General features: G+C 40.8%; 23 protein-coding genes and 1 other RNA gene. All 24 read left to right on the top strand.

Translation table 11 applies throughout. The features are described from left to right. On the top strand, nt 1-2,055 hold a 2,055-nt coding region (locus HGJ91_RS15490; protein WP_291348755.1), incomplete at its 5' end, for an acetate--CoA ligase family protein. 393 nt (nt 2,056-2,448) lie between these two features. Then, a complete protein-coding gene (locus HGJ91_RS15485; protein WP_291348754.1) occupies nt 2,449-3,426 on the top strand; it encodes a TAXI family TRAP transporter solute-binding subunit in 978 nt (325 codons plus the stop codon). A gap of 121 nt (nt 3,427-3,547) precedes the next feature. Continuing rightward, nucleotides 3,548-6,124 (top strand): TRAP transporter permease, encoded by a 2,577-nt coding sequence (locus HGJ91_RS15480; protein ID WP_291348753.1) that lies wholly within the window; start codon nt 3,548-3,550, stop codon nt 6,122-6,124. Nucleotides 6,125-6,144: 20 nt separating this feature from the next. Next, on the top strand, nt 6,145-6,579 hold the full coding sequence (locus HGJ91_RS15475) for a universal stress protein (protein ID WP_291348752.1): 435 nt from the start codon (nt 6,145-6,147) through the stop codon (nt 6,577-6,579). Between the two features lie 49 nt (nt 6,580-6,628). Continuing rightward, the gene (locus tag HGJ91_RS15470; RefSeq protein WP_291348751.1) at nt 6,629-7,507 is read left to right on the top strand and encodes an LD-carboxypeptidase; all 879 of its coding nucleotides are present in this window, start codon (nt 6,629-6,631) and stop codon (nt 7,505-7,507) included. 5 nt (nt 7,508-7,512) lie between these two features. Next, entirely contained in the window at nt 7,513-8,595 is a 1,083-nt protein-coding gene (locus HGJ91_RS15465; protein WP_291348750.1) for a serine hydrolase, read from the top strand. 131 nt (nt 8,596-8,726) lie between these two features. After that, nucleotides 8,727-9,764 carry a rod shape-determining protein gene (locus HGJ91_RS15460; RefSeq protein WP_367142618.1) on the top strand — a complete coding sequence of 346 codons (1,038 nt, stop codon included), beginning with the start codon at nt 8,727-8,729 and terminating at the stop codon, nt 9,762-9,764. 4 nt (nt 9,765-9,768) lie between these two features. Beyond that, complete coding sequence (mreC, locus tag HGJ91_RS15455; protein ID WP_291348748.1) at nt 9,769-10,581, top strand: rod shape-determining protein MreC; 813 nt, start codon at nt 9,769-9,771, stop codon at nt 10,579-10,581. Nucleotides 10,582-10,603: 22 nt separating this feature from the next. Then, nucleotides 10,604-11,143: a hypothetical protein gene (locus HGJ91_RS15450; protein WP_291348747.1), complete on the top strand. Its 540-nt coding sequence runs from the start codon at nt 10,604-10,606 to the stop codon at nt 11,141-11,143. Then, nucleotides 11,136-12,980: a penicillin-binding protein 2 gene (mrdA, locus tag HGJ91_RS15445; RefSeq protein ID WP_291348746.1), complete on the top strand. Its 1,845-nt coding sequence runs from the start codon at nt 11,136-11,138 to the stop codon at nt 12,978-12,980. Before HGJ91_RS15450 ends, mrdA begins: the two co-directional genes overlap by 8 nt. A 3-nt stretch (nt 12,981-12,983) precedes the next feature. After that, on the top strand, nt 12,984-14,090 hold the full coding sequence (gene rodA / locus HGJ91_RS15440; protein ID WP_291348745.1) for a rod shape-determining protein RodA: 1,107 nt from the start codon (nt 12,984-12,986) through the stop codon (nt 14,088-14,090). Between the two features lie 154 nt (nt 14,091-14,244). Continuing rightward, nucleotides 14,245-14,676 (top strand): ATPase, encoded by a 432-nt coding sequence (locus HGJ91_RS15435; protein WP_291348744.1) that lies wholly within the window; start codon nt 14,245-14,247, stop codon nt 14,674-14,676. Further along, complete coding sequence (locus tag HGJ91_RS15430) at nt 14,676-15,272, top strand: ATP synthase F0 subunit B (RefSeq protein ID WP_291348743.1); 597 nt, start codon at nt 14,676-14,678, stop codon at nt 15,270-15,272. Before HGJ91_RS15435 ends, HGJ91_RS15430 begins: the two co-directional genes overlap by 1 nt. Beyond that, nucleotides 15,272-15,823, top strand: a complete 552-nt coding sequence (atpH, locus tag HGJ91_RS15425; RefSeq protein WP_291348742.1) for an ATP synthase F1 subunit delta — start codon at nt 15,272-15,274, stop codon at nt 15,821-15,823. Before HGJ91_RS15430 ends, atpH begins: the two co-directional genes overlap by 1 nt. Beyond that, nucleotides 15,823-17,337, top strand: a complete 1,515-nt coding sequence (gene atpA / locus HGJ91_RS15420; protein WP_291348741.1) for a F0F1 ATP synthase subunit alpha — start codon at nt 15,823-15,825, stop codon at nt 17,335-17,337. The genes atpH and atpA overlap by 1 nt, the downstream gene beginning before the upstream one ends. A gap of 57 nt (nt 17,338-17,394) precedes the next feature. Further along, nucleotides 17,395-18,288, top strand: coding sequence for an ATP synthase F1 subunit gamma (gene atpG, locus HGJ91_RS15415; RefSeq protein WP_291348740.1), 894 nt, complete (start codon nt 17,395-17,397; stop codon nt 18,286-18,288). Between the two features lie 44 nt (nt 18,289-18,332). Beyond that, nucleotides 18,333-19,739 (top strand): F0F1 ATP synthase subunit beta, encoded by a 1,407-nt coding sequence (gene atpD / locus HGJ91_RS15410; protein ID WP_291348739.1) that lies wholly within the window; start codon nt 18,333-18,335, stop codon nt 19,737-19,739. 17 nt (nt 19,740-19,756) lie between these two features. Beyond that, nucleotides 19,757-20,164 (top strand): F0F1 ATP synthase subunit epsilon, encoded by a 408-nt coding sequence (locus tag HGJ91_RS15405; RefSeq protein ID WP_291348738.1) that lies wholly within the window; start codon nt 19,757-19,759, stop codon nt 20,162-20,164. A gap of 133 nt (nt 20,165-20,297) precedes the next feature. After that, complete coding sequence (locus HGJ91_RS15400) at nt 20,298-21,059, top strand: sugar phosphate nucleotidyltransferase (protein WP_291348736.1); 762 nt, start codon at nt 20,298-20,300, stop codon at nt 21,057-21,059. 61 nt (nt 21,060-21,120) lie between these two features. After that, nucleotides 21,121-21,393: a DUF904 domain-containing protein gene (locus tag HGJ91_RS15395; protein WP_291348735.1), complete on the top strand. Its 273-nt coding sequence runs from the start codon at nt 21,121-21,123 to the stop codon at nt 21,391-21,393. Nucleotides 21,394-21,421: 28 nt separating this feature from the next. After that, complete coding sequence (locus tag HGJ91_RS15390; protein WP_291348734.1) at nt 21,422-21,736, top strand: cell division protein ZapA; 315 nt, start codon at nt 21,422-21,424, stop codon at nt 21,734-21,736. A gap of 6 nt (nt 21,737-21,742) precedes the next feature. Beyond that, nucleotides 21,743-21,930: non-coding RNA, 6S RNA (ssrS, locus tag HGJ91_RS15385), on the top strand. Between the two features lie 166 nt (nt 21,931-22,096). Beyond that, entirely contained in the window at nt 22,097-23,662 is a 1,566-nt protein-coding gene (gene rny, locus HGJ91_RS15380) for a ribonuclease Y (RefSeq protein ID WP_291348733.1), read from the top strand. A gap of 14 nt (nt 23,663-23,676) precedes the next feature. Continuing rightward, nucleotides 23,677-24,960 (top strand): tyrosine--tRNA ligase, encoded by a 1,284-nt coding sequence (gene tyrS, locus HGJ91_RS15375; RefSeq protein ID WP_291348732.1) that lies wholly within the window; start codon nt 23,677-23,679, stop codon nt 24,958-24,960. Nucleotides 24,961-25,168: the final 208 nt, after the last annotated feature.

Below are 25,168 nucleotides of genomic sequence, written 5' to 3'. Positions count from 1 at the left end.
GCCATTAAAACCCTTCTGGCAGATGGTTTTGAAGGACAGATTTATCCGGTAAACCCAAAAGAAGATATGATTCTGGGGCTTCCCTGTTATAAAGATATTACTGATATTGAAGGGTTTGTCGATCTTGCTTTAATTACAACACCGGCCAGGACGATTCCGGGTATTTTGAAAAGATGCGGTGAAAAAAATGTTTCCGGGGCTGTTATCATTGCCGGTGGTTTCAGGGAACTCGGGGATAAAGGGAAAAAACTTGAAGACGATGTTGTTGCTGCTGCAAAAGAAACCGGTGTCAGGTTAATCGGGCCCAATACCTCCGGCATGATCAACTTGAAAAGTAATTTAAATCTTGTGGGTATTCAAAACGCACCCAGGGGAAATATTGCACTGCTGTGTCAAAGCGGTAACATGGCGCTTACCCTCATTACCGAAGCCACCATACGAAAGCATGAAGGTTTTACTTATTATGTCGGTGTGGGTAATGAAGCAGATATCAAGTTCCATGAGTATCTTGAATTTTTCAGAAATGACCCGGATACCAAATCCATCCTGATGTATGTCGAAGGGATGAGCGAGGGACGCAAATTTTTGCAGGAAGCCCATAATACAAGTATTGAGAAACCGATTGTCCTCTTAAAGAGCGGCCGGTCAGCAACAGGAAAAAAATCGGCAGGATCTCATACCGGCTCCCTTGCAGGAAGTGGTGAAGTGGCAAAGCTGGCCTATGAACGGGCCGGTATTATTGTTATTGAAAATTCTGATGAATTATTTCCTGTGGCAGAAACACTTTCAAGCCAGCCTGCCATTAAAAATAATACCATTGCCATCTTGGCGGATGGCGGGGGGCATGCGACGATTGCTGCAGATCTTTTGACGGATTATGGTGTTAATCTGCCGGAGTTATCTGATAAAACCAAGGAAAAATTAAGGAAGATTTTACCGGAAGCAGCATCGGTGGTCAATCCTGTTGATGTGGCAGGGGGAACAGATTCTGACCCCAGCGTATTTGCCGATTGTGCCAAAATTATACTAAAGGATTCCAATGTTGGGGGATTACTTGTGGTCGGACTTTTTGGCGGATACGGCATCCGGTTTGAAGAAAGCCTTGCCATTGGAGAAGAAGCGGCTGCTCATCGATTCGGGGCAATGGTGAAAAAAAGGAACAAACCGATTTTTGTGCATTCCCTTTTCGGTTCATACGAGTCTCACGCTCTGGATCTGCTGCGGCATTATGATATACCGGTTCATGATTCACTGGATATTTCCTGTAAGTGTGTGGCCTCGCTTTGTAAATATGGCAACTATCTGAAATCATATCATGCCAAACGCAGTTTTATCTTTAATTGGCGGGCCAAGGCAAAAAAAGAAGGTCAACAGATTATTGAAAAAGCCAAAAAAGAAGGCCGTCATGTGCTTTTAGAGCATGAGGCAAAACAATTGATCAAGCTGCATGGTGCACCAACGTCTGTGGGGCAGGTGGCAAAAACTTCCGATGAGGCATGGGAAATTGCAAGTAAAATTAAAGAGAAAGTTGTTTTAAAGATTGTTTCTCCGGATATCCTGCACAAAAGCGATGCCAGAGGCGTTAAGCTTAATTTAAGTTCTGAAAAAGAAGTTAAAAAAGGATTTCAACAGATTTTTAAAAGTGCCAATGCCTATAATCCAAAAGCGGATATTAGAGGTGTTCTTGTTGCACCAATGGCACAAAAGGGCCTTGAAATTATTATTGGAACCAAGATAGATGAGCAGTTTGGTCCGGTTATCATGTACGGGCTTGGCGGTATCATGGTTGAAATCATGAAAGATGTAACATTCTGGGTTCTTCCGGTTTCCCCGACATCCAGTAAAAAAATGATCGAAGATACCCGGTCTTCTATTCTTTTAGATGGTGTAAGAGGGCAGAAGGGCTATGATAAGAAAACATTAAGAAAGCTGATATCCATGTGTTCCGAGTTGATTGAATCTTATCCTGAAATTGAGGAAATGGATCTCAATCCGGTGATTCTTTATGAACAGGGACTGGATGTGGTTGATGCAAGAATTATATTAAAAAAATAACTTTACAAATTGTTATGATAACGATAGATTTTAGGATAAGTCTCTGGCAGCAACGATCTGAAATAGTTGTTGATGAAATGATCAAACTTGATGGAATACTCAAATCCTGCTGTGGACATCCTTCTTATTGCTATTTGACTGATTCTATAAGGATTCAAGCTTAATAATTGATTATATCATCAATTCTAAGAGAATGAATCATGTATGGGAGTTTTGGTGTTTCATATAAAAGTGGCTATGGTATGAAGATTGCTTTTGGTAATGTAATAACCTGAAAATAATTGTAAATAAAAAAAGGAGGAAGTAAAGGCAAATAGAAAGTTTTGAAATTGAGGATGATTCTTTAGCATAACAGCGAAGAGAATGAATTTAATATTTAAATTGGAGGTTCAAATGAAAAAGTTATTTGTTTTTTGTATCGCAGCACTTTTTGGATTGGTTCTTTTTATGGGCTCAGCTCCTGTTCAGGCAGCTGATCAAACCTTTGTTACCATTGGAACCGGTGGCGTAACCGGTGTTTATTATCCAACCGGCGGTGCCATTTCACGTCTTGTTAACAAAGGCAGAAAAGTTCATAATATCCGCTGCTCAGTGGAGAGTACGGGTGGGTCTGTATACAACCTTAATGCCATTAGAGCAGGCGAACTGGATATGGGTGTCTGCCAGTCTGACTGGCAGTATCATGCGTATAATGGAACCAGCAAGTTTGCTGCCAAAGGACCCAATAAAAATTTGAGAGCTGTTTTCAGTGTTCATCCTGAGCCCTTTACAGTAGTTGCGCGTGCTGATTCCGGCATAAAAAACTTTACGGATCTGAAAGGCAAACGGGTCAATATTGGGAATCCCGGTTCCGGTCAGCGCGGAACCATGGAAGTTGTCATGAAAGCTCTGGGCTGGACAAAAGCTGATTTCAAACTGGCTTCAGAACTTAAATCTGCTGAGCAGTCAGCTGCACTTTGTGACAACAAAATTGATGCCATGGTATTTACTGTTGGTCATCCTTCAGGATCTATCAAAGAAGCGACCACTTCCTGTGATTCTGTGATGGTAAATGTGACAGGTCCTGCCATTGATAAACTGGTTAATGATGCTGACTATTATAGAACGGCATCAATTCCTGGCGGCATGTATCGCGGGACTGATACGGATACGACTACATTTGGTGTGGGCGCAACTTTTGTCAGCTCAACCAATACTCCTGAAAAAGTTATTTATCATATTGTAAAAGCAGTATTTGAAAATTTTGATCAATTCAAAAAACTCCATCCTGCATTTGCAAATCTGAAAAAAGAAGAGATGATCAAAGATGGTCTTTCCGCACCCCTCCATGACGGTGCAAAGAAATACTACAAAGAAGCAGGGTTGTTGTAATCCTTTCCCTGGTTTGAATACAAAAGTGTGCGGCAAAAGGCCGCACACTTTTATTATTTTTTTATAAGAATAAGTAATTGTCTGTCTAAATTACTTATTTCCCCATGGAGGAATCGTCACAATGACTGAAGCAAATAGCACTACAGTCGATCAGGATGCACTGCAGGAGATGATTGCCGAGGCGGATACCGGAGCGAGAAATCCTGTCGGCGCATTTCCCAAGAAAGTCCTCTTTTATGTCCCTTTGATCTGGACACTCTTTCAATTATGGTATGCATCTCCCTTGCCGTTTATTTTCAATATCCTGGTATTTAATTCCACAGAAGCAAGGGCCATCCACCTGGCATTTGCCATGTTTTTAGCCTATACTGCCTATCCGACATTCAAATCATCTCCAAGGGATTATATCCCCCTCCAGGATTGGTTTCTGGCATTGGTTGCGGCTTTCTGTGCATCTTATCTATTTTTGTTTTATGCAGGGCTTTCAGAACGTCCGGGTGATCCTTTAACCATTGACCTTGTTGTAGCAGTGATCGGCTTGATTTTATTATTGGAAGCAACAAGACGTGCCTTGGGCCCACCCTTAATGGTGGTCGCTTCAGTCTTTATTCTTTATACCTTTGCCGGACCCTGGATGCCGGATGTGATTGCACACAAAGGGGCAAGTCTTGTCAAAGGCATGTCTCACTACTGGCTGGGTACAGAAGGGGTTTACGGGGTGGCAATAGGGGTTTCAACAGGCATGGTCTTTATGTTTGTGCTGTTTGGATCTTTATTGGAATCAGCAGGTGCGGGTAATTACTTTATCAGGACAGCATTTGCAGGCCTGGGCCATATGAGAGGGGGACCTGCCAAGGCAGCAGTCGTATCCTCCGGTATGACAGGGCTTGTATCAGGGTCTTCCATTGCCAATGTTGTTACCACGGGAACTTTTACCATCCCCTTGATGAAAAAAGTCGGGTTTTCGGCGGAAAAGGCAGGCGCTGTTGAGGTGGCCGCTTCCACCAATGGTCAGCTCACCCCGCCGGTTATGGGGGCAGCAGCATTTTTAATGGTAGAATATGTAGGCATTTCCTATCTTGAAGTTATAAAGCATGCGTTTTTACCGGCGATTATTTCTTATATTGCACTGGTTTATATTGTCCATCTTGAATCATGTAAAATGGGGCTCAAGGGCATGGAAAGAACGGTTACAAAAACCGTGGCCCAAAAACTACTCTCCTTTGTTATGACCTTTCTTTTTATCATCATCATTGGTGGTGCGACCTATTACGGCCTTGGATGGATAAAGGTTGCGGCCGGTAAAGCAACCATTTATATCGTATCCCTGCTGCTTGCTGTAGCATATTTTGCACTGATATGGCTTGCCTGCAGGGTGCCGGAACTTGACACCTCCCATGAAATAAACGAACTGCCTGATCTTAAGGAAACAGCTCAGGCAGGCTATTATTTTTTACTTCCCGTTGTTGTTCTGATGTGGTGCCTGACAGTGGAACGGCTGTCACCCTCTTTATCAGCCTATTGGGCAACCATGCTGCTCATTGTTATTGTATTGACTCAGCGCCCGTTAAAGGGAGTTATAAGAAAAACAAAAGGGGATGATTTTTCTTTTAAAAAAGGATTTCATGAATTTGTTAACGGCCTTGTGTCGGGCGCAAGAAACATGATCGGGATTGGTGTGGCAACGGCTGCCGCCGGTATTGTTGTCGGAACTGTAACCCTTACCGGTATCGGTCTTGTCATGACCGAGTTTGTGGAGTTTATTTCCGGTGGAAATCTGGTACTCATATTATTTTTTACGGCAATCATCAGCCTGCTCCTGGGCATGGGACTTCCCACGACGGCCAATTATATTGTCGTATCGACTTTGATGGCACCGGTTATAGTGGAGCTGGGGGCACAAAACGGCTTGATTGTCCCTTTGATTGCTGTCCATCTTTTTGTGTTTTATTTTGGTATTCTGGCGGATGATACACCGCCTGTGGGGCTGGCTGCCTTTGCGGCAGCCGGGATATCCGGCGGTGATCCGATCCGCACGGGCATCCAGGGGTTTACCTATGATATCAGAACTGCCATCCTGCCCTTTATGTTTATTTTTAATACAGAGCTTTTGATGATTGGGATTGGTACCTGGTTCCACTTGGTCACTGTGGTTGTTTCCGCCGTGATTGCCATGCTGGTATTTGCCGCCGCTACCCAGGGCTTTTTTCTGACAAAGAACAGGTTTTATGAAACCATTGCCTTGCTGCTGGTGACCTTTACCTTGTTCCGACCCGGATTTTTCTGGGACAATGTTTATCCGCCCTTTGAGGAAAAGCCCGGGACCCAATTGGTTCAGATTGTTGAAAACCTGGAGTCCGGTTCCATGCTTCGTCTGAAAATCAAAGGCGAGAACATGAAAGGCAAGGAGTATACAAAAGCATTAATGTTTCCAGTGGGTAATGCTGAAAATGGTGTGGACAGGCTTAATGAGATCGGGTTTGAAATACGCATTGAAGAGGGTAAGGTCCTGGTGGATAATGTGGTTTTTTCAAGCAATGCTGAGAAAATGGGAATAGATTTTGATCAGGAAATATTAATGATTAAAATTCCATCAAAGCGACCCGCAAAACAACTTATGTTTATTCCGGCACTGGGTCTTTTGGCACTGGTCTTTTTTGTGCAGCGGAAAAGAAGGGATAAGCTTGCACCAACCTGATTTTTTTGCAGGAGTAACTTATGTTTAAAAAAATACTAGTACCCATTGATGTGGATTATCCAAAAACATCAAAGGCAGTCTATGATAATGCAGCAGATATTGCCAGATTAAGTGGTGCCGATATTCATTTGGTCAGTGTGATGCCGGGATTTGGTATGCCCATAGTGGCGTCTTTTGTTACAGAAGAGATGAAAGCCGAGGCCAAAAACGAATTTGCCAAAGCATTAAAAGAATTCATAGATCAAAACTGTGGGGACAATGTCATCGCCAAAGTGCTGGTTGGCAAGCACTATGAGGTGATTTTGGAAATGGCAGATAAATGGGGGGCAGATTTAATTGTGGTTTACCATAATCACAGACGCAAGGTTAATGAGGCGTTTTCACAGACCTGTGCCCAGAAAATCGTTAAGAATGCCAATTGTTCAGTTTTACGGCTGCGTAATGTTTTAAGTTAAAATTTATTAATTTGTTGACATTACGCCCTGCTTAATGTGTTGCTTTACTATGAAAAGACTCAGTCCTTTAAAATCCGGGGATGTATTAGGTGCCTGTGCGCCATCCGCACGCTTTGACATTGAAAAATTAAATAAAGGGATTCAGGTTCTTAAAAATTTGGGGTTTGAGGTTAAAGTCCCTGAAGAGATCTTTAAAAAGAAGAGATATCTTGCAGGAGATGATGTCCTTCGGGCAAATGTGATTAACCGACTTTTTTCAGATCCGGATATAGATGGAATTATTTGTGCCAGGGGTGGTTTCGGAGCGATGAGAATCCTGAATCACTTAAACTGGAACAGTATCAAGCAAAATTCCAAACCGTTTATCGGGTTCTCCGACAATACCGCCATATTGTTGTCTATCATTGGTAAAACGGGAAGCTCAGTTATCCACGGGCCCACTGTGGTTTCATTGGCCAGTGCCCCCCAAAAAACCATTGATTCGTTTTACAAAACGCTAACGGGTTCTTCTGATGAAATCGAAGTGCCGGACGGGCAAATTATCAAGCCCGGTAAGTGTACAGGTATATTAAAGGGAGGGAATATCGCAACCATATCCCATCTTCTGGGCACAAAGTTTCAACCGGACTTTAAGAATACGGTTTTATTTCTGGAAGACATCGGAGAGCCGGCCTATAAAATTGACCGGATGCTGACTCAGATGAAAATGGCAGGTTTGTTTGAAGGGATACAAGGAGTGATTACCGGGGCTTTTAAAAAGTGTGACAATGAAGAGTATATAGGAGAGATACTGTCTGAAATATTTGAGGAATATAATGTTCCGATTCTTTCAGGGTTGGATTCCGGCCATGGAAAGGTCAATTTGTCTTTATGCATGGGAGCTGATATTAAGATGGATACAATGTCTTCAAGAATTCACTGGATTTAATTTTTATGGGAAAAGACAGAATTTCCAGAGAGATGGAACAGGCAATTTCAAAGGGTATTTTTCCCGGGGCAGTTCTCTTATGTGCCACAAACCAGAAAATTGTCTTCCATGAATCTTATGGGATGGCTGATATTTTCGAAAAAAGAAAAATGAGAAAAGACAGTATTTTCGATCTTGCCTCCTTGACAAAACCTCTGGCGACGACATTGGCCGTATCCAAGCTCATTGAAAGACAACAGGTTTTTTTGAATCAGAAGATAGGATCAATTCTGAAAGAATTTAAACTATCCCCCAAAGCAGATATTACCATTGATATGCTGCTCAGACATACATCAGGATTTTCCGCTTTTCGTGAGTATTTTAGAAAAATTATAAAAATAAATGGAAATTCAAGGCAGCATTTGAGGTATCTTCTTGTCCATGAAGCACTTGAAAATAAAATTGATGAGTGTCAGATTTACAGTGATTTAGGCTTTATGGTCCTGTCATGGATAATTGAAGAAATAGCCGGCCAAAGACTGGATCGGTTTGTTTCAGAGCAAATTTATTCTCCCCTTGAAATTGATGATTTGTTTTTCGTAGATCTGAATCTAAAAAATAAAAAATTTAACAAGTATCGACAAAAAATTGTGGCCACCCAGAAATGTCCCTGGAGGAAGAAACTTCTGATAGGTGAAGTGGACGATGATAATGCCTGGGCTGTTGGTGGGATAGAAGGTCATGCCGGACTTTTCGGAGATGCTGGCTCAATATATAAACTTTGCCGTGAAATATTGAATGCATTGCTGAATAAACCAACAAAGGTATTGGCACCTGATATTATAAGCGCCTTTGTTCAAAAGAAAAATTACTATGACATGGTTGCAGGATTTGACACGCCTTCCAAAAAGAATTCTTCTTCAGGCCAATTCCTTTCATCTTCGTCTGTGGGCCATCTTGGATTTACAGGCACCTCTCTCTGGATTGATCCTGAAACATCATTGATAGTTATTTTTTTAACCAATAGAGTACACCCGTTAAGATCAAATGAGGGGATAAAAAAATTCCGTCCGCAAATACATGATTTAATATATTCTGAATTAATATGAAATATTGTGGTATTAAGGTTTTTGCACTTGTAAAAAACTGATAAGTTTGTTAGCAAATAATCTTTAATAAGATCTTTTGTGTTTAAATACAATTTACAAATATTTTTCTTATAAGAGGTAAAATGAATTTTATAATCGACTCTTTGCTTGGAGCCTTTTCCAATGATTTGGCCATTGATCTTGGGACGGCTAACACACTCGTTTATGTTAAGGGAAAAGGAATTGTATTGAGTGAGCCCTCAGTTGTTGCTGTCAGAACGGATAGGATGGCAAAAAGCAAAGTGCTTGCCGTGGGCACTGAAGCAAAGAGAATGCTGGGGCGTACACCGGGTAATATTGTTGCTATAAGGCCCATGAGGGATGGTGTGATTGCTGATTTTGAGGTCACAGAGGCAATGTTAAAACATTTTATCCGAAAAGTTCACAATAACAGAAAAACCCTTGTCCGCCCTAGAATTGTCATAGCTGTACCATCCGGTATTACCCAGGTTGAAAAAAGAGCGGTTAGAGAATCGGCAGAATCTGCCGGAGCAAGAGAAGTTTTTTTAATTGAAGAACCCATGGCTGCAGCAATTGGTGCAGACCTTCCCATTTCTGAACCGATCTGTAATATGGTCGTTGATATTGGTGGTGGAACAACGGAAGTAGCCGTCATTTCACTTTCCGGTATTGTTTATACAAGATCTTTAAGGGTTGCTGGTGATAAAATGGACGCTTCCATCAGCCAGCACATAAAGCGAAAATACAATCTTCTGATTGGTGAAAGAACTGCAGAAATAATCAAAATAACTATTGGAAATGCGTATCCTGATCTTGAAAATCTTGAAACCATAGAGGTCAAGGGCCGAGATCTTGTATCCGGTATTCCTAAAATACTTGCCATTGATTCTGAGGAAGTTCGGGTCGCCATTTCCGAACAGATTGATGCGATTGTTGAAACGGTTCGCATTGCACTTGAACAGACCCCTCCTGAACTTGCAGCAGATATCGTTGATTCCGGAATTATTTTAACCGGCGGGGGTGCTTTACTGAAGAATCTGGATAAATTACTTAAAGAAAAGACGGGGCTCCCCATTGTTATAGCCGATGATCCCTTGTCTACAGTAGCCCTGGGTTGCGGAAAATCCCTCGACAATATTGATGTTTTGAAAGAAGTAGTCATTAGCTGATTTAATGTTTTCACACAAACTGCTTATTTTTGTTGGGCTTGCTCTCTTTATTGCAATTAATTTTACTGTAATAACCATGAGCAGCAGGGAATCGTTGCCGGTCAGCGGTATTGATCGATTATTCATTTCTATTACTTCTCCTATCCAGATGGCAGTTAGCAAAACCATTTATTTTACCCAAAATATCTGGGATACATACTTTATGTCAGTTCTTGCCGTTAAAGAGAATGTTGAACTTAAAAAACAGCTTGGGAAAGCAATAGAAATCAAAAATCGGTATGAAGAGCTGGAACTTGAAAATATCCGGCTTAAAAAATTTGTTAATTTTACTGGCCAAGTTCCAGACACTTATGTGGCAGCTCAAATTATTGCAAGGGATCCATCTCCATGGTTTAAAACCATTATCATCGATAAGGGTGCAAAAAATGGTCTTGTGAAAGGAAGCCCTGTGCTTGTTTCCGAAGGAATTGTCGGACAAACAATCAAAGTTGCAAACAATTATTCCAGAGTTCTTTTGATTACGGACAGAAACTCTGCTGTTGATGCGCTTGTTCAGAATTCCCGTGTCCGCGGTATTGTAAAAGGGAACAATGAGGATAATTGTTCCTTTGTATATGCATTAAGAAAAGATGAGGTGAAAGAGGGCGAAATGATTATCTCATCCGGTTTGGATCAAGTGTTTCCCAAAGGGCTTAAAATCGGCAGAATTTTAAAAGTGACAAAGGTCCACGCTCAACTTTTTCAAGATATCACTATAGAGACCAGCGTTGATTTTGACAGAATAGAAGAAGTCCTTGTGTTTAAAAACGATCGATGAATTATTTTGAAATGGTTCAATAATGAATGCAGTGTTTTTCATCATTCTAACGATTTTTTTAATTATCCTTCAAACGATTGTCCTGCCATCTTTTTCCTGGTTTGTTCAGTGCTTTGATCTGCTGATCATTGATGTTCTTTTTTTAAGCCTTATTTCATCCCACTATTCAATGATTGCTGCTGTCATTATTATTGGATGCATCATGGACAGTATCTCCGGTGTTCCATTCTGCTATCATATTTTTTCGTATTTATGGATTTATATCATCGTATATTTAGTCAAACAATTACTTTTTCAAAAAAGTATCATTTTCATTTTTATTATCAGCGTTGTGTCCGTATTCATCCAGCAGGGGTTGCTGTTATTCTCAGTCTTTGTCAATCAAGGCAGCAACACCATCTGGACATTTGATTTCGGTCTTCTGATAAGACAGGCATTTTGGGGGTTTATTTTTATCCCACCCGGTATCTGGCTGGTAAATGTTTGCTGGCAGAATTGGATTTTTATAACAAAATTTTTGCGAAACAGATGGCTTAAAAATACAGAGGGCAGGATTGACTGAATTCAATAAAAATCCAGATAGAGAATGGATAAAGCAAAGACTTATCGGTGCAAGTGTGTGCGTTTTGTTTGTTTTTGCCGTCTTATTTTTTCGGTTGATATATCTTCAAATTATTAAAGGTGAGGAATACAGACTTTTATCTGAAAAAAATGCCGTTCGTCTTAAAAGTATCAAGCCGTCTCGCGGTCTTGTATTTGACAGGAATAAAAAACTGATGGTTGATAACAGACCTTCTTTTAATCTTAAAATAGTGCGTGAAGATTCGGGCGATGTTGAAGAGACTGTTGAAAAAGTTGCCAAATTGATCCAAGTCCCTTTCCAGGAACTCATGGACAGTATCACCCGGGCAGGAAAGGGAGCTTTTTACAAATCTGTAATATTAAAAAATGATATCTCAAGGGAGCAGCTTGCCATAGTTGAGGCTCATAAATTTGATCTGCCGGGGGTTCATATCGATATAGAGCCCACAAGACATTATATGCACACAAAAACTGCTACCCATATTTTAGGATATATAGGACAAATAAACAGGAAGGAATTGAAAAGTGGCAACTATCCCAATGTTAGGTCAGGAGACTTAATCGGCAGATATGGTATTGAAAAAAGTTTTGAAAAATATCTGCGGGGAAAACGGGGCGGAAGGCAAATAGAAGTTGATGCCAATGGTAGAACGATTAAGATTTTGAAAACTATTGATCCTGTCGCAGGGCTCGATTTAAATCTTACTTTGGATCTTGATCTGCAAAAGACAGCTCAAAAATTGCTTGAAAACAAGGAGGGGGCGATTGTGGCCATTGATCCTGACAATGGAGATATCCTTGTGATGGCAAGCAGTCCAAGTTTTGATCAAAACGATTTCATTGGTGGCATCAGCAGCAAAAAATGGAAAGCACTGATGACTGATCCGGGCAAACCAATGATCAATAAGGCTATTCAGGCAGAATATCCTCCGGCCTCCACATATAAAATAATTACCTCATTTGCAGCACTTGAAGAAAAACATATTGATGTGAATACCACTACATACTGTCCGGGATTTTTCAAATATGGCAATAGGGCTTATCGCTGCTGGAAGAAACAGGGGCATGGTGAGCTAAGTATTATTGACGCTCTTGCACAATCCTGTGATGTCTTTTATTATCAGGCAGGGGTTAAAACAGGTGTGGATGCACTGGCACAGTATGCAAGGGGTAGCGGACTTGGAAAAAAAACAGGTATTATGCTTGAAAATGAAAGGAAAGGACTCATCCCAACCTCGATCTGGAAGAAGAAACGATACAATGAATCCTGGCAAGGTGGTGAAACACTTTCAGTGGCGATAGGGCAGAGTTATAATTTGGTTACACCTTTGCAAATGGCGGTCTTGATGGCTGCTGTGGGAAATGGCGGCACCTTGTACAGACCCAGAATTGTCAAAACTATTGAGGATAGCCATGGAAAAATTATTAAGAAAATTGAGCCTCAAATTACAGGCGGCCTGCCTGCAAGCAAAGAGACTCTGCATATAGTTAGAACCGCACTTTTAAAAGTTGTCCAGGGTAAAAGGGGGACGGCAAGAGGAATTAGACTGAAAAATGTTGAAATAGCAGGAAAAACAGGGACTGCCCAGGTTTTTAGTATTAAAAAAGATGAAAAAATAAAAACAGAAGACCTGAAATATTCATTACGGGATCATGCCTGGTTTGTAAGTTATGCCCCTGCTCAAAATCCTGTTATCGCTATATCTGTGATGATTGAGCACGGAGAGCATGGATCAAGTACAGCAGCACCTATAGCAGGCGCTTTAATAAAGCAATATACACAAGACCTTTCAACAGAAGAAACATTAACGGAGTAGCCCATGTTTGACAGGAGACTGATAGAGAATTTTGACTGGGGATTTGTTGCATTAATCCTTTTGATCGGCTCTATGGGTCTTGTGATTTTATACAGTGCCCTGACTGCCGGACAAGACGCCGGTGTTGTCCACGTCCTTTTTAAAAAGCAAATGATCTGGATGGGTACAGGTTTCACTATAATGATGATTACAGTGATGATTGATTTTAGAGATCTGGATAAATTAAATCTGTTTATTTATGTGCTCTGCGTTGGACTTTTGATCAGCGTTATTTTTTTTGGAGAGATTGGTGGTGGATCCAGACGATGGCTTCTTCTTGGATTTGTCAGGATTCAGCCGTCTGAATTGATGAAAATAGCCTTGATTATAAGCCTTTCGTCTGTCTATTCAACTTCGGTTTCCCAGACCGGGCTCAATTTCAGAAAATTGATCAACCCGGTAATCTTATGTACAATTCCATTTGTTTTAATAGTGAAACAGCCTGATCTTGGAACAGGATTGCTTTTACTTTTAATCGCAGGCTCAATTACTCTGTTTGTCAAGGTGGAACGAAAGGTGTTTTTTACATTAGCAGGTGTCTGTTTTGCTGCTGTCCCTTTGGTCTGGTTTGCATTAAAAGAGTATCAAAAATTAAGGATATTGACCTTTTTGAATCCTGACAGAGATCCCCTTGGAGCGGGATACCATATCATTCAATCAAAAATAGCTATTGGATCGGGGATGCTGACAGGCAAGGGATTTTTAAAAGGAACCCAGAGCGCATTGTCCTTTTTACCGGAACAGCATACGGACTTTATCGCATCCGTTCTTGCTGAAGAATGGGGACTTGTGGGATCCAGTATCCTTTTGATCCTCTATTTTTTCCTTTTATTATGGGGGTTGAATATTGCATATAATTGCCGGAATATGTTTGGCTCCATTCTTGCTTTTGGTGTTACAATCATGATTTTTTGGCAGATATTTATCAATATTGGAATGGTCATGGGACTCATGCCCGTTGTCGGTGTTCCCTTGCCTCTTGTATCCTATGGCGGTTCATCAGTCATTACTAACATGGTGGGATTTGGGATTCTTTTAAATATCAGCATGCGAAAATTTTCATCCAAATGATCATCAAAATTTTGTTTTTCAATGTTGACAAATGATTTCCCGGATGGTACTCAAGTCACGATTTGATTTAAATTTAGGCTGTTTTATGTAAAAACAGCTAGGAAGATATAAGTAGTTGATTTTTTTATAATTATTAACTGGCGGAGGGGATTTTATGATAACTGTGATTCCTGATATATCTTTGGTATATCAGATGATCAATTTCCTGGTTCTGCTTTTTGTGCTAAATCTAGTTCTGTACAAACCAATCCGTAGTGTTCTCCTTGAAAGAAAGGCAAAAATTGAAGGTATGCAAAAGAGGTCTGAAAAAGCCTCAAGCGATCTTATTGCCGGAGAAGATGCATACAAAGATGGGTTGAAACAAGCCAGAACAGAAGGTTTGAAAGAGAAAGAAACCTTTATAGAAGAAGCATCTCAAGAAGAAAAGGAAATAATCGACAGAATTAACAAGAAAGCTCAAGCTAACCTTGTCGAAATTAAAAAACAGGTGGCAGACGAGACTGATCAGGCCCGCAAAGCGCTTGAAGGTGAAGTGGAGGCATATGCCAAAGCCATAGGCGAAAAGATTTTGAGGAGGGCTTGCTAATGAAAAAATTAGGATTAAAAAAGGGACAACTGCAAGTGATGGGTTTTGTAGCAACACTTGTTTTTGTTTTAACCGGTATTGCTTTTGCATCTTCTGATGGCGGGCATGGCGGAGTGCACAATGCATGGCTTACAGTCGATACATGGAAAGTATTGAATTTTGGTCTTCTTGCTGTTGGTGTATTTTTTATTGCCAGAAAACCGGTTGCCCAGTTTTTCTCATCCCGTGCTAAAGATATTGAAGATGAGATTAAGGAACTTGAATTAAAAAAAGCAGATGCTGAAACAAAACTGGCTGAATATCAAACCAAGTTTAAAAATCTTGATCAGGAATCTAAACAGATTGTTGAAGATTATATTAAACAGGGTGAAGAAGCTAAGACAAGAATTATAGCTGAAGCAGGGGAACAGGCTGAAAAACTTGAAGCTGTGGCCAAACGGAATATCGAACAGGAATTCAAGTCTGCAAAAGCCACACTTCAACGAGAAATCGTTGAAAAAGCTCTGGGGAAAGCTGAAGAAGTGATTATTGCCTCCATTTCATCTGATGATCAGGACAAACTTGTTGACGAATATTTGAAAAAGGTGGTGGCATAATGAAAAATTTAGCGGTTTCCAGGCGTTATGCCAAAGCATTGATACTTATCGGCCAGGAAGACGGCCAGGCAGAACAATATAATGCAGAACTTGAGTCAGTTGTCGGACTCTTTGATACACAGGAAGGTTTCGAGTCTGCATTGACCAATCCTTTGTATAATAAAAATGACAGAAAAAAGGTTCTTGAGGCAGTTTTGGCTGCTATAGATTTGTCAGCTATAATGAAATCTTTTCTGATTCTTTTGTTTGATAAAGGTAGAATCGGTTTTTTAAGAGAGATTGCTTCTTATTATAAAGACCTGGCAGATGAACTTAAAGGTGTTGTCAAAGCCAGCATCGTTTCTGCAACTGAGTTGTCATCGGAAGCAGTGGACAAGATTAAAGAATCTTTGTCAAAAAAGACCGGAAAAACTATTGTTCTGAATGTTCAGCAGGATTCAAGTCTCATTGGTGGTGTGGTGACCAAGATAGGTGATCTTGTTATGGACGGAAGTGTAAAAACTCAGCTGATGAATATGAGAGAAACATTAAAAAAAGGTGAGAGTGTCTAATGGAAATTAAAGCAGAAGAAATAAGCCAGATAATAAAAGACCAGATCAAAGGGTTTGATGCAGAGGTTGACCTGAGTGAAACCGGTGTTGTTCTTTCTGCGGGTGACGGTATTGCCCGCGTATATGGTCTTGAAAAAGTAAAAGCAATGGAACTTGTTGAGTTCCCCGGCGGAATTTTAGGCCTTGCGTTGAACCTTGAAGCCGATAATGTCGGTGTTGCCATCCTTGGTGATGATAAAGAAATCAAGGAGGGTGATATTGTTAAAAGAACTGAACGTATTGCATCAGTTCCTGTTGGTGAGGAGCTTTTAGGGCGTGTTGTGACCACAACCGGAGAACCGGTTGACGGTAAAGGTCCTATTAACGCTAAAACTGTTATGAATGTGGAACTGGTTGCTCCCGGTGTTATTGCCAGACAATCTGTTCATGAGCCTTGCTACACCGGTGCAAAAGCAGTTGACGGCATGACCCCTGTTGGCAGAGGTCAGCGTGAGCTTATCATTGGTGACCGTCAGATCGGAAAAACAGCTATTGCCGTTGATGCCATCATTGCACAAAAAGAAACCGATATGAAATGCATATATGTTGCCTGCGGTCAGAAAAAATCAACGGTTGCCCAGGTGGTTGCAGCTCTTGAAGAGCATGGGGCAATGGAATACACAACTGTTGTTATTGCGTCCGCTTCTGAAGCTGCAGCCATGCAGTATCTTGCTCCCTATGCCGGATGTGCCATGGGTGAATACTTCAGGGATAAGGGAGAGCATGCCCTGATTATCTATGATGATCTTTCAAAACAGGCTGCCGCTTATCGTCAAGTATCTTTGCTTCTCAGACGTCCTCCGGGACGAGAAGCTTTTCCTGGTGACATTTTCTACAACCATTCAAGGCTGCTTGAAAGATCTTCGAAACTCAGTGATGTAGAGGGGGCCGGTTCTTTGACTGCACTTCCGATTATTGAAACCCAGGAAGGTGATGTGTCTGCATTTATCCCGACCAATGTTATCTCCATCACAGACGGTCAGATCTTCCTTGATAAAGACCTTTTCTTTGCCGGTATCCGTCCTGCTGTTGATGTTGGTTTGTCTGTGTCACGGGTGGGTGGTGCAGCCCAGGTAAAGGCAATGAAACAGGTTGCAGGGACCCTGCGTCTTGATCTTGCTCAGTTCCGTGAACTTGAAGCCTTTGCCGCATTCGGTTCTGACCTTGACGAAGCAACACAAAAACAGCTGACCCGTGGTGAAAGACTGGTTGAACTTTTGAAACAACCTCAGTTTAAACCGCTTACAATGGAAAAAATGGTAACGGCCCTTTATGCGGGAACCAAAGGCTATATTGATAAATATCCAAGAGAAGCCGTTGCAAAATATGAAGAAGGCCTTTATTCGTTTGTTGAAAATCGTTTTCCTGAAATTTTTTCCGGGTTAAAAGAAAAAGAAGAAATTACAGAAGAGATTGAAGGCAAATTAAAACAATGCCTTGAAGCCTATGACGAAGAATTCAAGGATGCAGTATAGGCACTTGGAATTTTCTGTGAAAGTATTCACTAACATATAGGCGTAAAGGTAGATATAATGGCAACTTTAAAAGAAGTACAATCAAAGATAGTCAGCGTAAAAAAGACTAGACAGATTACCTCTGCCATGAAAATGGTCGCCACTTCACGATTACGCGGTGCCCAGAACAGTATGGAGCAGTTTAAGCCCTATGCCGGCAAATTTGCCGAGGTTCTGGGAAGCATTGCCGGTAAAGCCGGTGACAATGCAAGTCCTTTGCTTGTTCCCCGTGATGAAGTTAAAAAAGTGGCGCTCATCCTCTGTACATCCGACAGGGGGCTTTGTGGCGGTTTTAATGTACATTTAATTACAAAAGCTCAAAAATTAATTGAATCGGAATTTGAAGGCAAGGATGTTTCCTTTATCTGTTTTGGTAAAAGAGGAAGAGACTGGGCAAAAAAACAACCCCAGCCCATTGATGATGAATTCATCGGTGTTGTGGGTGGAAACATTGAGTTCTCTGTGGCATCCTCTTCAGGACAAAAATTGATAGACTCTTTTCTTGAAGGAGCTGTTGATGAAGCATATTTGATTTATTCTGACTTCGTAAGTCTGGCAAGACAAGAGGCGACTATAAAGCAAATTCTTCCCATTCCTTCTCTTGAAGATGTGGCAGAAGAAAAAGAAAAAGACAAAGAGGGTGAATTCCTTCCGGAACACATCTGTGAGCCTTCTTCTGATGCTTTGCTGGGACAGATGCTGCCAAAGAATATTTTTATTCAGATATATGATGCACTGCTTCAGACGTCTACCAGTGAGCATGCCGCTCGTATGAAAGCTATGGATAATGCAACCAGCGCATGTGAAGATATCATTGGAGAACTTCAGACAATATACAATAAAACACGACAGGCCGGTATTACAGCTGACCTTATGGATATTGTCGGTGGTGCGGAAGCACTTAAAGGATAGATCTTAAGAAAAGTTAATATAAAAACAGCTTTAAGGAGAAAAAAATGGCTGAAAATATAGGTAAAATAGCACAGGTACTTGGTGCGGTTATCGATGTTGAGTTTGAACCCGGAAATCTTCCGAAGATTCTGACAGCTTTAAAGATAACCAACCCGAATATTAGTGATATGGAAGATAATCTTGTTGTTGAAGTGGCCCAGCATCTGGGTGATAATGTGGTCAGATGTATTGGTATGGACATAACCGACGGTCTTCAAAGAGGTATGCCTGTTAAAGATACGGGCGCTCCCATTATGATGCCGGTTGGTGAAGCATCCTTAGGAAGAATTCTTAACGTTGTGGGAAGAGCCGTTGACGGCCTGGGTGACATCTCTCAGGAAAAAATGCTTCCCATCCATAGACAGGCACCTGCCTTTACAGAGCAGGATACTTCTGTAAGAGTTCTTGAAACTGGTATCAAGGTTATTGACCTTCTCGTACCCTTCCCCCGTGGCGGTAAAATGGGGATGTTTGGCGGTGCCGGTGTTGGCAAGACCGTTATCATGATGGAAATGGTTAACAATATTGCCAAGGCGCATGGTGGTATTTCCGTATTTGGCGGAGTAGGGGAAAGAACCCGTGAAGGTAATGACCTTTACCATGAGATGAAAGATTCCGGTGTTCTTCCAAAATGTGCACTGGTGTATGGCCAGATGACGGAACCTCCCGGAGCAAGAGCAAGGGTTGCACTTTCCGCATTGACCTGTGCAGAATACTTTCGTGATGAAGAAGGACAGGATGTACTTTTATTTATTGATAATATTTTCCGTTTTACCCAGGCCGGTGCAGAGGTTTCTGCAACCTTAGGCCGTATGCCTTCTGCGGTTGGTTACCAGCCGACACTTGCCGTTGACATGGGTGAACTCCAGGAACGTATTACATCCACAGATAAAGGATCCATTACAGCAGTTCAATGTGTTTATGTTCCTGCTGATGACTTGACAGACCCTGCACCTGCCACCACTTTTGGTCATCTTGACGGTACGGTTGTTCTCTCCCGTCAGATTGCTGAACTGGGTATTTATCCTGCTGTGGATCCTTTGGACTCCACATCCAGAATTCTTGATGCAGCTTATATTGGTGAAGAACATTATAATGTTTCCCGTGTGGTTCAGCAGACACTTCAAAAATACAAAGAACTTCAGGATATTATAGCAATTTTGGGTATGGACGAGCTTTCTGATGAAGATAAGGTCACCGTACAAAGAGCCAGAAGGCTGCAGAAATTTTTGTCGCAGCCTTTCACTGTTGCAGAAACATTTACCGGTATGCCGGGTAAATTTGTTACGGTTGAAGATACTGTAAGATCATTTAAAGAAATTATTGATGGTAAACATGATGATCTTCCAGAAAATGCTTTCTATATGGTGGGTTCTATTGAAGAGGCCATTGAAAAGGCAAAATCTGCTTAAACATCCGGAGGGATATCATGGCTGAGAAATTATTTCTTGAAATCGTTACACCGCAGAAAGCAATTGTCAGTGAAGAAGTCGAAATTGTGGTTGCCCCAGGTTCAGAAGGTGAGTTTGGTGCGCTTAAAGGGCATACCACATTCCTCACATCGCTGAAAATTGGAACGCTTCGGTATAGAGACGCCAGCGGAAAGGAAAGATATCTTTTTGTCAATGGTGGATTTGCAGAAGTTTTACCGGACAAGGTGACCATTCTTGCCGAGTCTGCTGAGTATAGACAGGATATTGATGTTGAAAGGGCAACAAAGGCAAAAGAAAGAGCACAAAAGCGCCTTGCAGCCAAAGCTGCTGATACGGATCTTGTAAGAGCTGAAGTTGCCTTGAAACGCGCACTACACAGGCTTAGGATTAAAGGGACAAAATAAGGTGACCTTTATTTAAACGTATAACAGTATCCGGAAAACGGAATAGTAAATAAAAAAGGGGGGGCTTTTGTTGGTTTGGAGCGCCCCCTTTTTTGAATTATGTGCTTAAGGTTTTTTGAAAAGAAAGTATAATATGGGCAGTGAAATAGATTATAATGATGTTGGTGTGATTGTTCTTGCTGCAGGCAAGGGAACCAGGATGAAGTCAGATATTGCCAAAGTTCTTCACAGGGTTGCCAATAAAAGTATGGTTGTCCACGTGGTTAAGTGTGCAAAAAAAATTGCTCGGGATAATGTGATTGTTGTTGTCAGTCACCAGGCCCAGAAAGTGAAAGACGAAGTCAGTAAATTTTTTAAGGTGGACTATGCTGTACAAGAAGAGCTTCTGGGAACAGGGGATGCGGTTAAAGTTGCAATTCCAGGATTGAAGCCCAGTATTAAAAATGTCCTGGTATTATGCGGAGATGTGCCATTGATACAGGAGAGTACGCTCCTGTATCTGATGGATGGACATAAACAGAATCAGGCCAAAGCATCCGTTCTTGCAACCGATGTAGATGATCCGACCGGTTATGGACGTATTGTTCTTGATCAGCAGAATAACATGCTTTGTATTAAAGAAGAGGCGGATGCTACCGAAAATGAAAAGAAAATCAAAAAGGTAAATGCAGGGATATATTGTTTTGATAAAAAATTTCTTATATCTGTTATTGATGAGATAAAACCTGATAATAACCAGAAAGAGTACTATTTGACAGATGTTGTCGAGATAGCACGAAAGAGACATGAAAAAATAGTGGTTATCACTATGGATGATCCAAGACAAGTTATCGGCGTGAATACGCTTGAAGAGCTTGGTAAAGTTGAATGCCTGGTCCAACAGTTTGGCAAATGAATTGCCTTGACTTTATGAAATATTTTGAATTATACTGAACTTCAATACGTTTTGTGAGAGTATGAAATTGGGTAATGACCTTATTAAAAAAAAGTTTGATGATATCGATGAGAAAATCGATTTTATGAGAGAATCTTATCGCACGCTTCAGCAGGAAAATGAAGGGTTGATTTTAAAAATTAAGGATTTTGAAGCAGAACTTGACAAGAAAAATGAAACTGAAGAACAATTTTCAGAACAAGAGGCTTTGATTCAATCTAAAATTGATGGGCTTTTGAAAAAGCTGAACTATTTTTCAAATAGTGCTCCAGGCGATTATCAATCAAACATGTGAGCAAAAAGGGTTCGCAAAAGGGATTGCATTGGATGAAATTGTTGTAATTGATCTTTTCGGAGAAGAGTTTAGGTTTAAACCTGATGGTCAGGTTAAAAACCCGGAACAAATTGCACAATATTTAAAAAAGTATATAACAGAAGCTGAAAAACTGTTTCAAAGTAAGGCTTCAGGGAAAAACAAAATTGCAATATTGTTATTGGCAGCTATGAATTTGTCAAAGGATTTTCATGAGCTCAAATTGCAACACTCTGAACTTGAAAAAGAGGTAGACAGTAGAATTTCATCCTTGATAAAAAAAATTGATACGGGAATTGAAAAAAACGAGAAGTGTTTATTATAAATATTTTTACCCCTGCAATGTGCGTGATTGTATGACAGTCTTTGTCCTAACGCATAGTAAAAAGGGAGTCCACACTTTTACTGGTGTGCTAAGTTCCTCCTGGTAAGGAAAAGCCTAAAGGTAATATTGGACACCCACTTTTGAACCTTTGGTTCAAAGCCTTAACAAGCAACACGGCAGCCTGTGGGGGTAATTGTAATAATTAATACAGTTTAGTTTTTCCCTTCCTCAAGCCTTTGCCCCATTTCATATTTTTATAAGCATCTTTTTAAACAGGTAAGGCTTTATGAAAACAGGAAATGAAATCAGACAATTACGACATGATATGTTGATATTAATATACTTTAGGAGAATTGTTTAATGGAATATACGGTTATGCTCTCATCAATTGCTGTTGTTTTGTTGGGATTGGGAGTTGTCACCTTTTTTATTCTTAAAAAAAAGGTGACTCAGGAAAACCTGAATATTGAAGAAGAGCATGTACGTTTAATCGGAGAGGCTAAAATTAAAGCAGCAACGTTGCTAAAAGAAGCCAAGTTAGAAGCAAAATCCAGACTTCTTGAAATGAAGAGCAATTTTGATTTTGAAACCGAGGAAACCCGTTCTGAATTTAAAAGGGAAGAACGAAGACTGTCTAAAAAAAGTGAAAAGTTTGATAAGCATGAAGATCAGTTGGTAAAACGGGAACAAAATATTCAAAAAAAAGAAAGTGAAGCCCTGAAAAAATTTGATTCTGCCGCTAAAAAGGAAGATCATTATAAAGAGTTGTTAGAAAAAACGAAAAAAGAGCTTGAAAAAGTGTCAGGACTTACACTGGAAGAGGCAAAGGACCTTTTGCTTCAAGTCATGGAAGAAGAAGCCAGGCATGAAGGGGCCAAGTTAATTAAAAAGATTACCAGTGAAGCCAAAGAGACTGCAGCCAAAGAAGCTAAAAAGATCATCTCTACTGCCATTCAAAGATATGCCGGTGAATACGTAGTAGAACGGACGGTTTCAGTTGTTCATCTTCCAGGGGATGAAATGAAAGGAAGAATTATTGGCCGTGAAGGGAGAAATATCAGGGCACTTGAAGCGGCTACGGGGATTGACCTGATTATCGATGATACACCGGAAGCTGTCATATTATCCGGATTTAATCCGGTTAGAAGAGAAGTTGCCAGGCTTTCACTTGAAAAATTAATATCTGACGGCAGAATTCATCCTGCGCGGATTGAAGATGTGGTCGAACGTGCGACAGAAGAAGTAGATATCACCATTAAAGAAGCTGGAGAACAGGCTGCCTTTGACTTGGGTGTACATGGGATTGATCCCGAACTGATTAAAGTGATTGGTAAACTCAAGTTTAGAACTAGTTATGCCCAGAACGTGTTACAGCATTCTGTTGAAGTTGCTTTTCTGTCCGGTGCTATTGCTGCTGAACTGGGGTTGGATTTGAAGCTGGCCAAACGCATGGGATTATTGCATGATATTGGGAAAGCGGTGGATCATGAGGTGGATGGTGCCCATGCTATCATTGGTGCAAAACTTGCCAAGAGGTATGGTGAGAGTGAAAGCGTGGTCAAGGCCATTGCGGCTCATCACGAAGATCAAATGCCTGAATCAGTCTATGATTACATTGTCCAGGCAGCCGATGCATTGTCCGGTGCACGACCGGGTGCTAGAAAAGAGAGCCTGGAAAACTATATCAAACGGTTGGAGGATTTGGAAAATATTGCCAATTCTTTTAACGGGGTTGTCAACACCTATGCCATACAGGCTGGCCGTGAAATCCGAGTCATCGCAGAGAGTGAAAAGATTACCGATGAAAGCGCTGTGCTTCTATCCAGAGACATTGCCCGCCAAATTGAAGAAAATTTAACATTCCCGGGGCAGGTTAAGGTCGTTGTGATTCGGGAAACAAGGGCAGTGGAATATACTAAAAAATAAAGGTTGAAGAGCACATGAGTGTCCTTTCGATATTAAAAGAACGGGGATTTATTGAAGATCTCACCCATACGGAAGAATTAGAAGATTATTTAACCAATAACAGGGCAACCTGTTATATTGGATTTGATCCGACAGCAGCAAGTCTTCATGTTGGAAGTCTTGTCTGTATAATGGCTTTGGTCCATATGCAAAGACATGGACACAGGCCCATTGCACTGGTTGGTGGCGGAACAGGTTTAATCGGAGATCCGTCCGGAAAAACCGAACTTCGTAAAATTATTACTCAGGAACAGATTGACGGGAATAAAAAAGGAATTAAAAACCAATTGGCCCGGTTCCTTGATTTTTCAGATGATAAAGCACTTCTTTTGGACAATGCTCAATGGCTCACAAAACTTGAATATATTCCGTTTTTAAGAGATATTGGCAGGCATTTCAGTGTCAATCGCATGATTAAGGCTGAAAGTTATAAAGCCCGGATGGATTCTGAAGATGGGCTGACGTTTATTGAATTTAATTATATGCTGCTTCAGGCGTATGATTTCATGCAACTTGGCAAATCATATGGCTGTTTTTTGCAGATGGGAGGGTCTGATCAATGGGGCAATATTGTTGCTGGCGTTGACTTGATTCGAAGAACAGTAGGAAAACAGGCCTTTGGAATTACTTTTCCTTTGATTACCACTGCCAGTGGTATAAAAATGGGCAAGACTCATAAGGGGGCAGTCTGGCTTGATGCTGAAAAATTTTCTTCTTACGAGTATTATCAGTTCTGGGTAAATACTGACGATGCAGATGTTGTAAAATTTCTTGCTTTGTTTACATTTCTTCCCATGGAAGAAATGAAGCAGGTAAAACATCTTGAGGGTGCTGACCTGAATAAAGCCAAGGCAATCCTGGCATATGAAGCTACCAAAATTTGTCATGGAGAAGATGCGGCCATCAAGGCCTTGCAGGCATCCGTTTCAATGTTCGGCTCTTTGGAAATTTCCAATGATCTTTTACCCGGCAGCAGTATCCCAAGAGGAACTCATTGTGTCACCAGTGATAATTCCGTACCATCTTCATCCTACACTAAAAAAGATATAGGTAAAATACCTGTGGTTGACTTATTCATGAACGTTGGTTTGTGTAAATCCAAATCAGATGCCAGAAGACTTGTCAAACAAGGCGGGGCTTATATTAACGGTAACAGAATAGCAGTTTTTGATCAAATGATTTTAGAAAATGATGTCAAAGATAATGCAATCCTTTTGAGAGCCGGAAAGAAAAAATACCATAAAATTATTTTAAATTAATTGTAAAAATTAATTGACAAAAACACACACTGCATGTATATTATTTTGGTTTTTGTCGATCACATAAAGAGTGATCCCAAACCTATAAGTTTTGATCTTTGAAAATTGGTCAGTGAGAAATTTTAGAGCGGGTCTAAAACAAGACTTTAAAGAGTTTATAGTATAGGATTATAACTGGAGAGTTTGATCCTGGCTCAGAATGAACGCT

Origin of the sequence: Desulfobacula sp. (genome assembly GCF_014237455.1) — a bacterium.
GTDB lineage: Bacteria > Desulfobacterota > Desulfobacteria > Desulfobacterales > Desulfobacteraceae > Desulfobacula.
The sequence above is the reverse complement of the archived record's forward strand: the minus strand, read 5'-3'. Positions and strand labels throughout refer to the sequence as shown.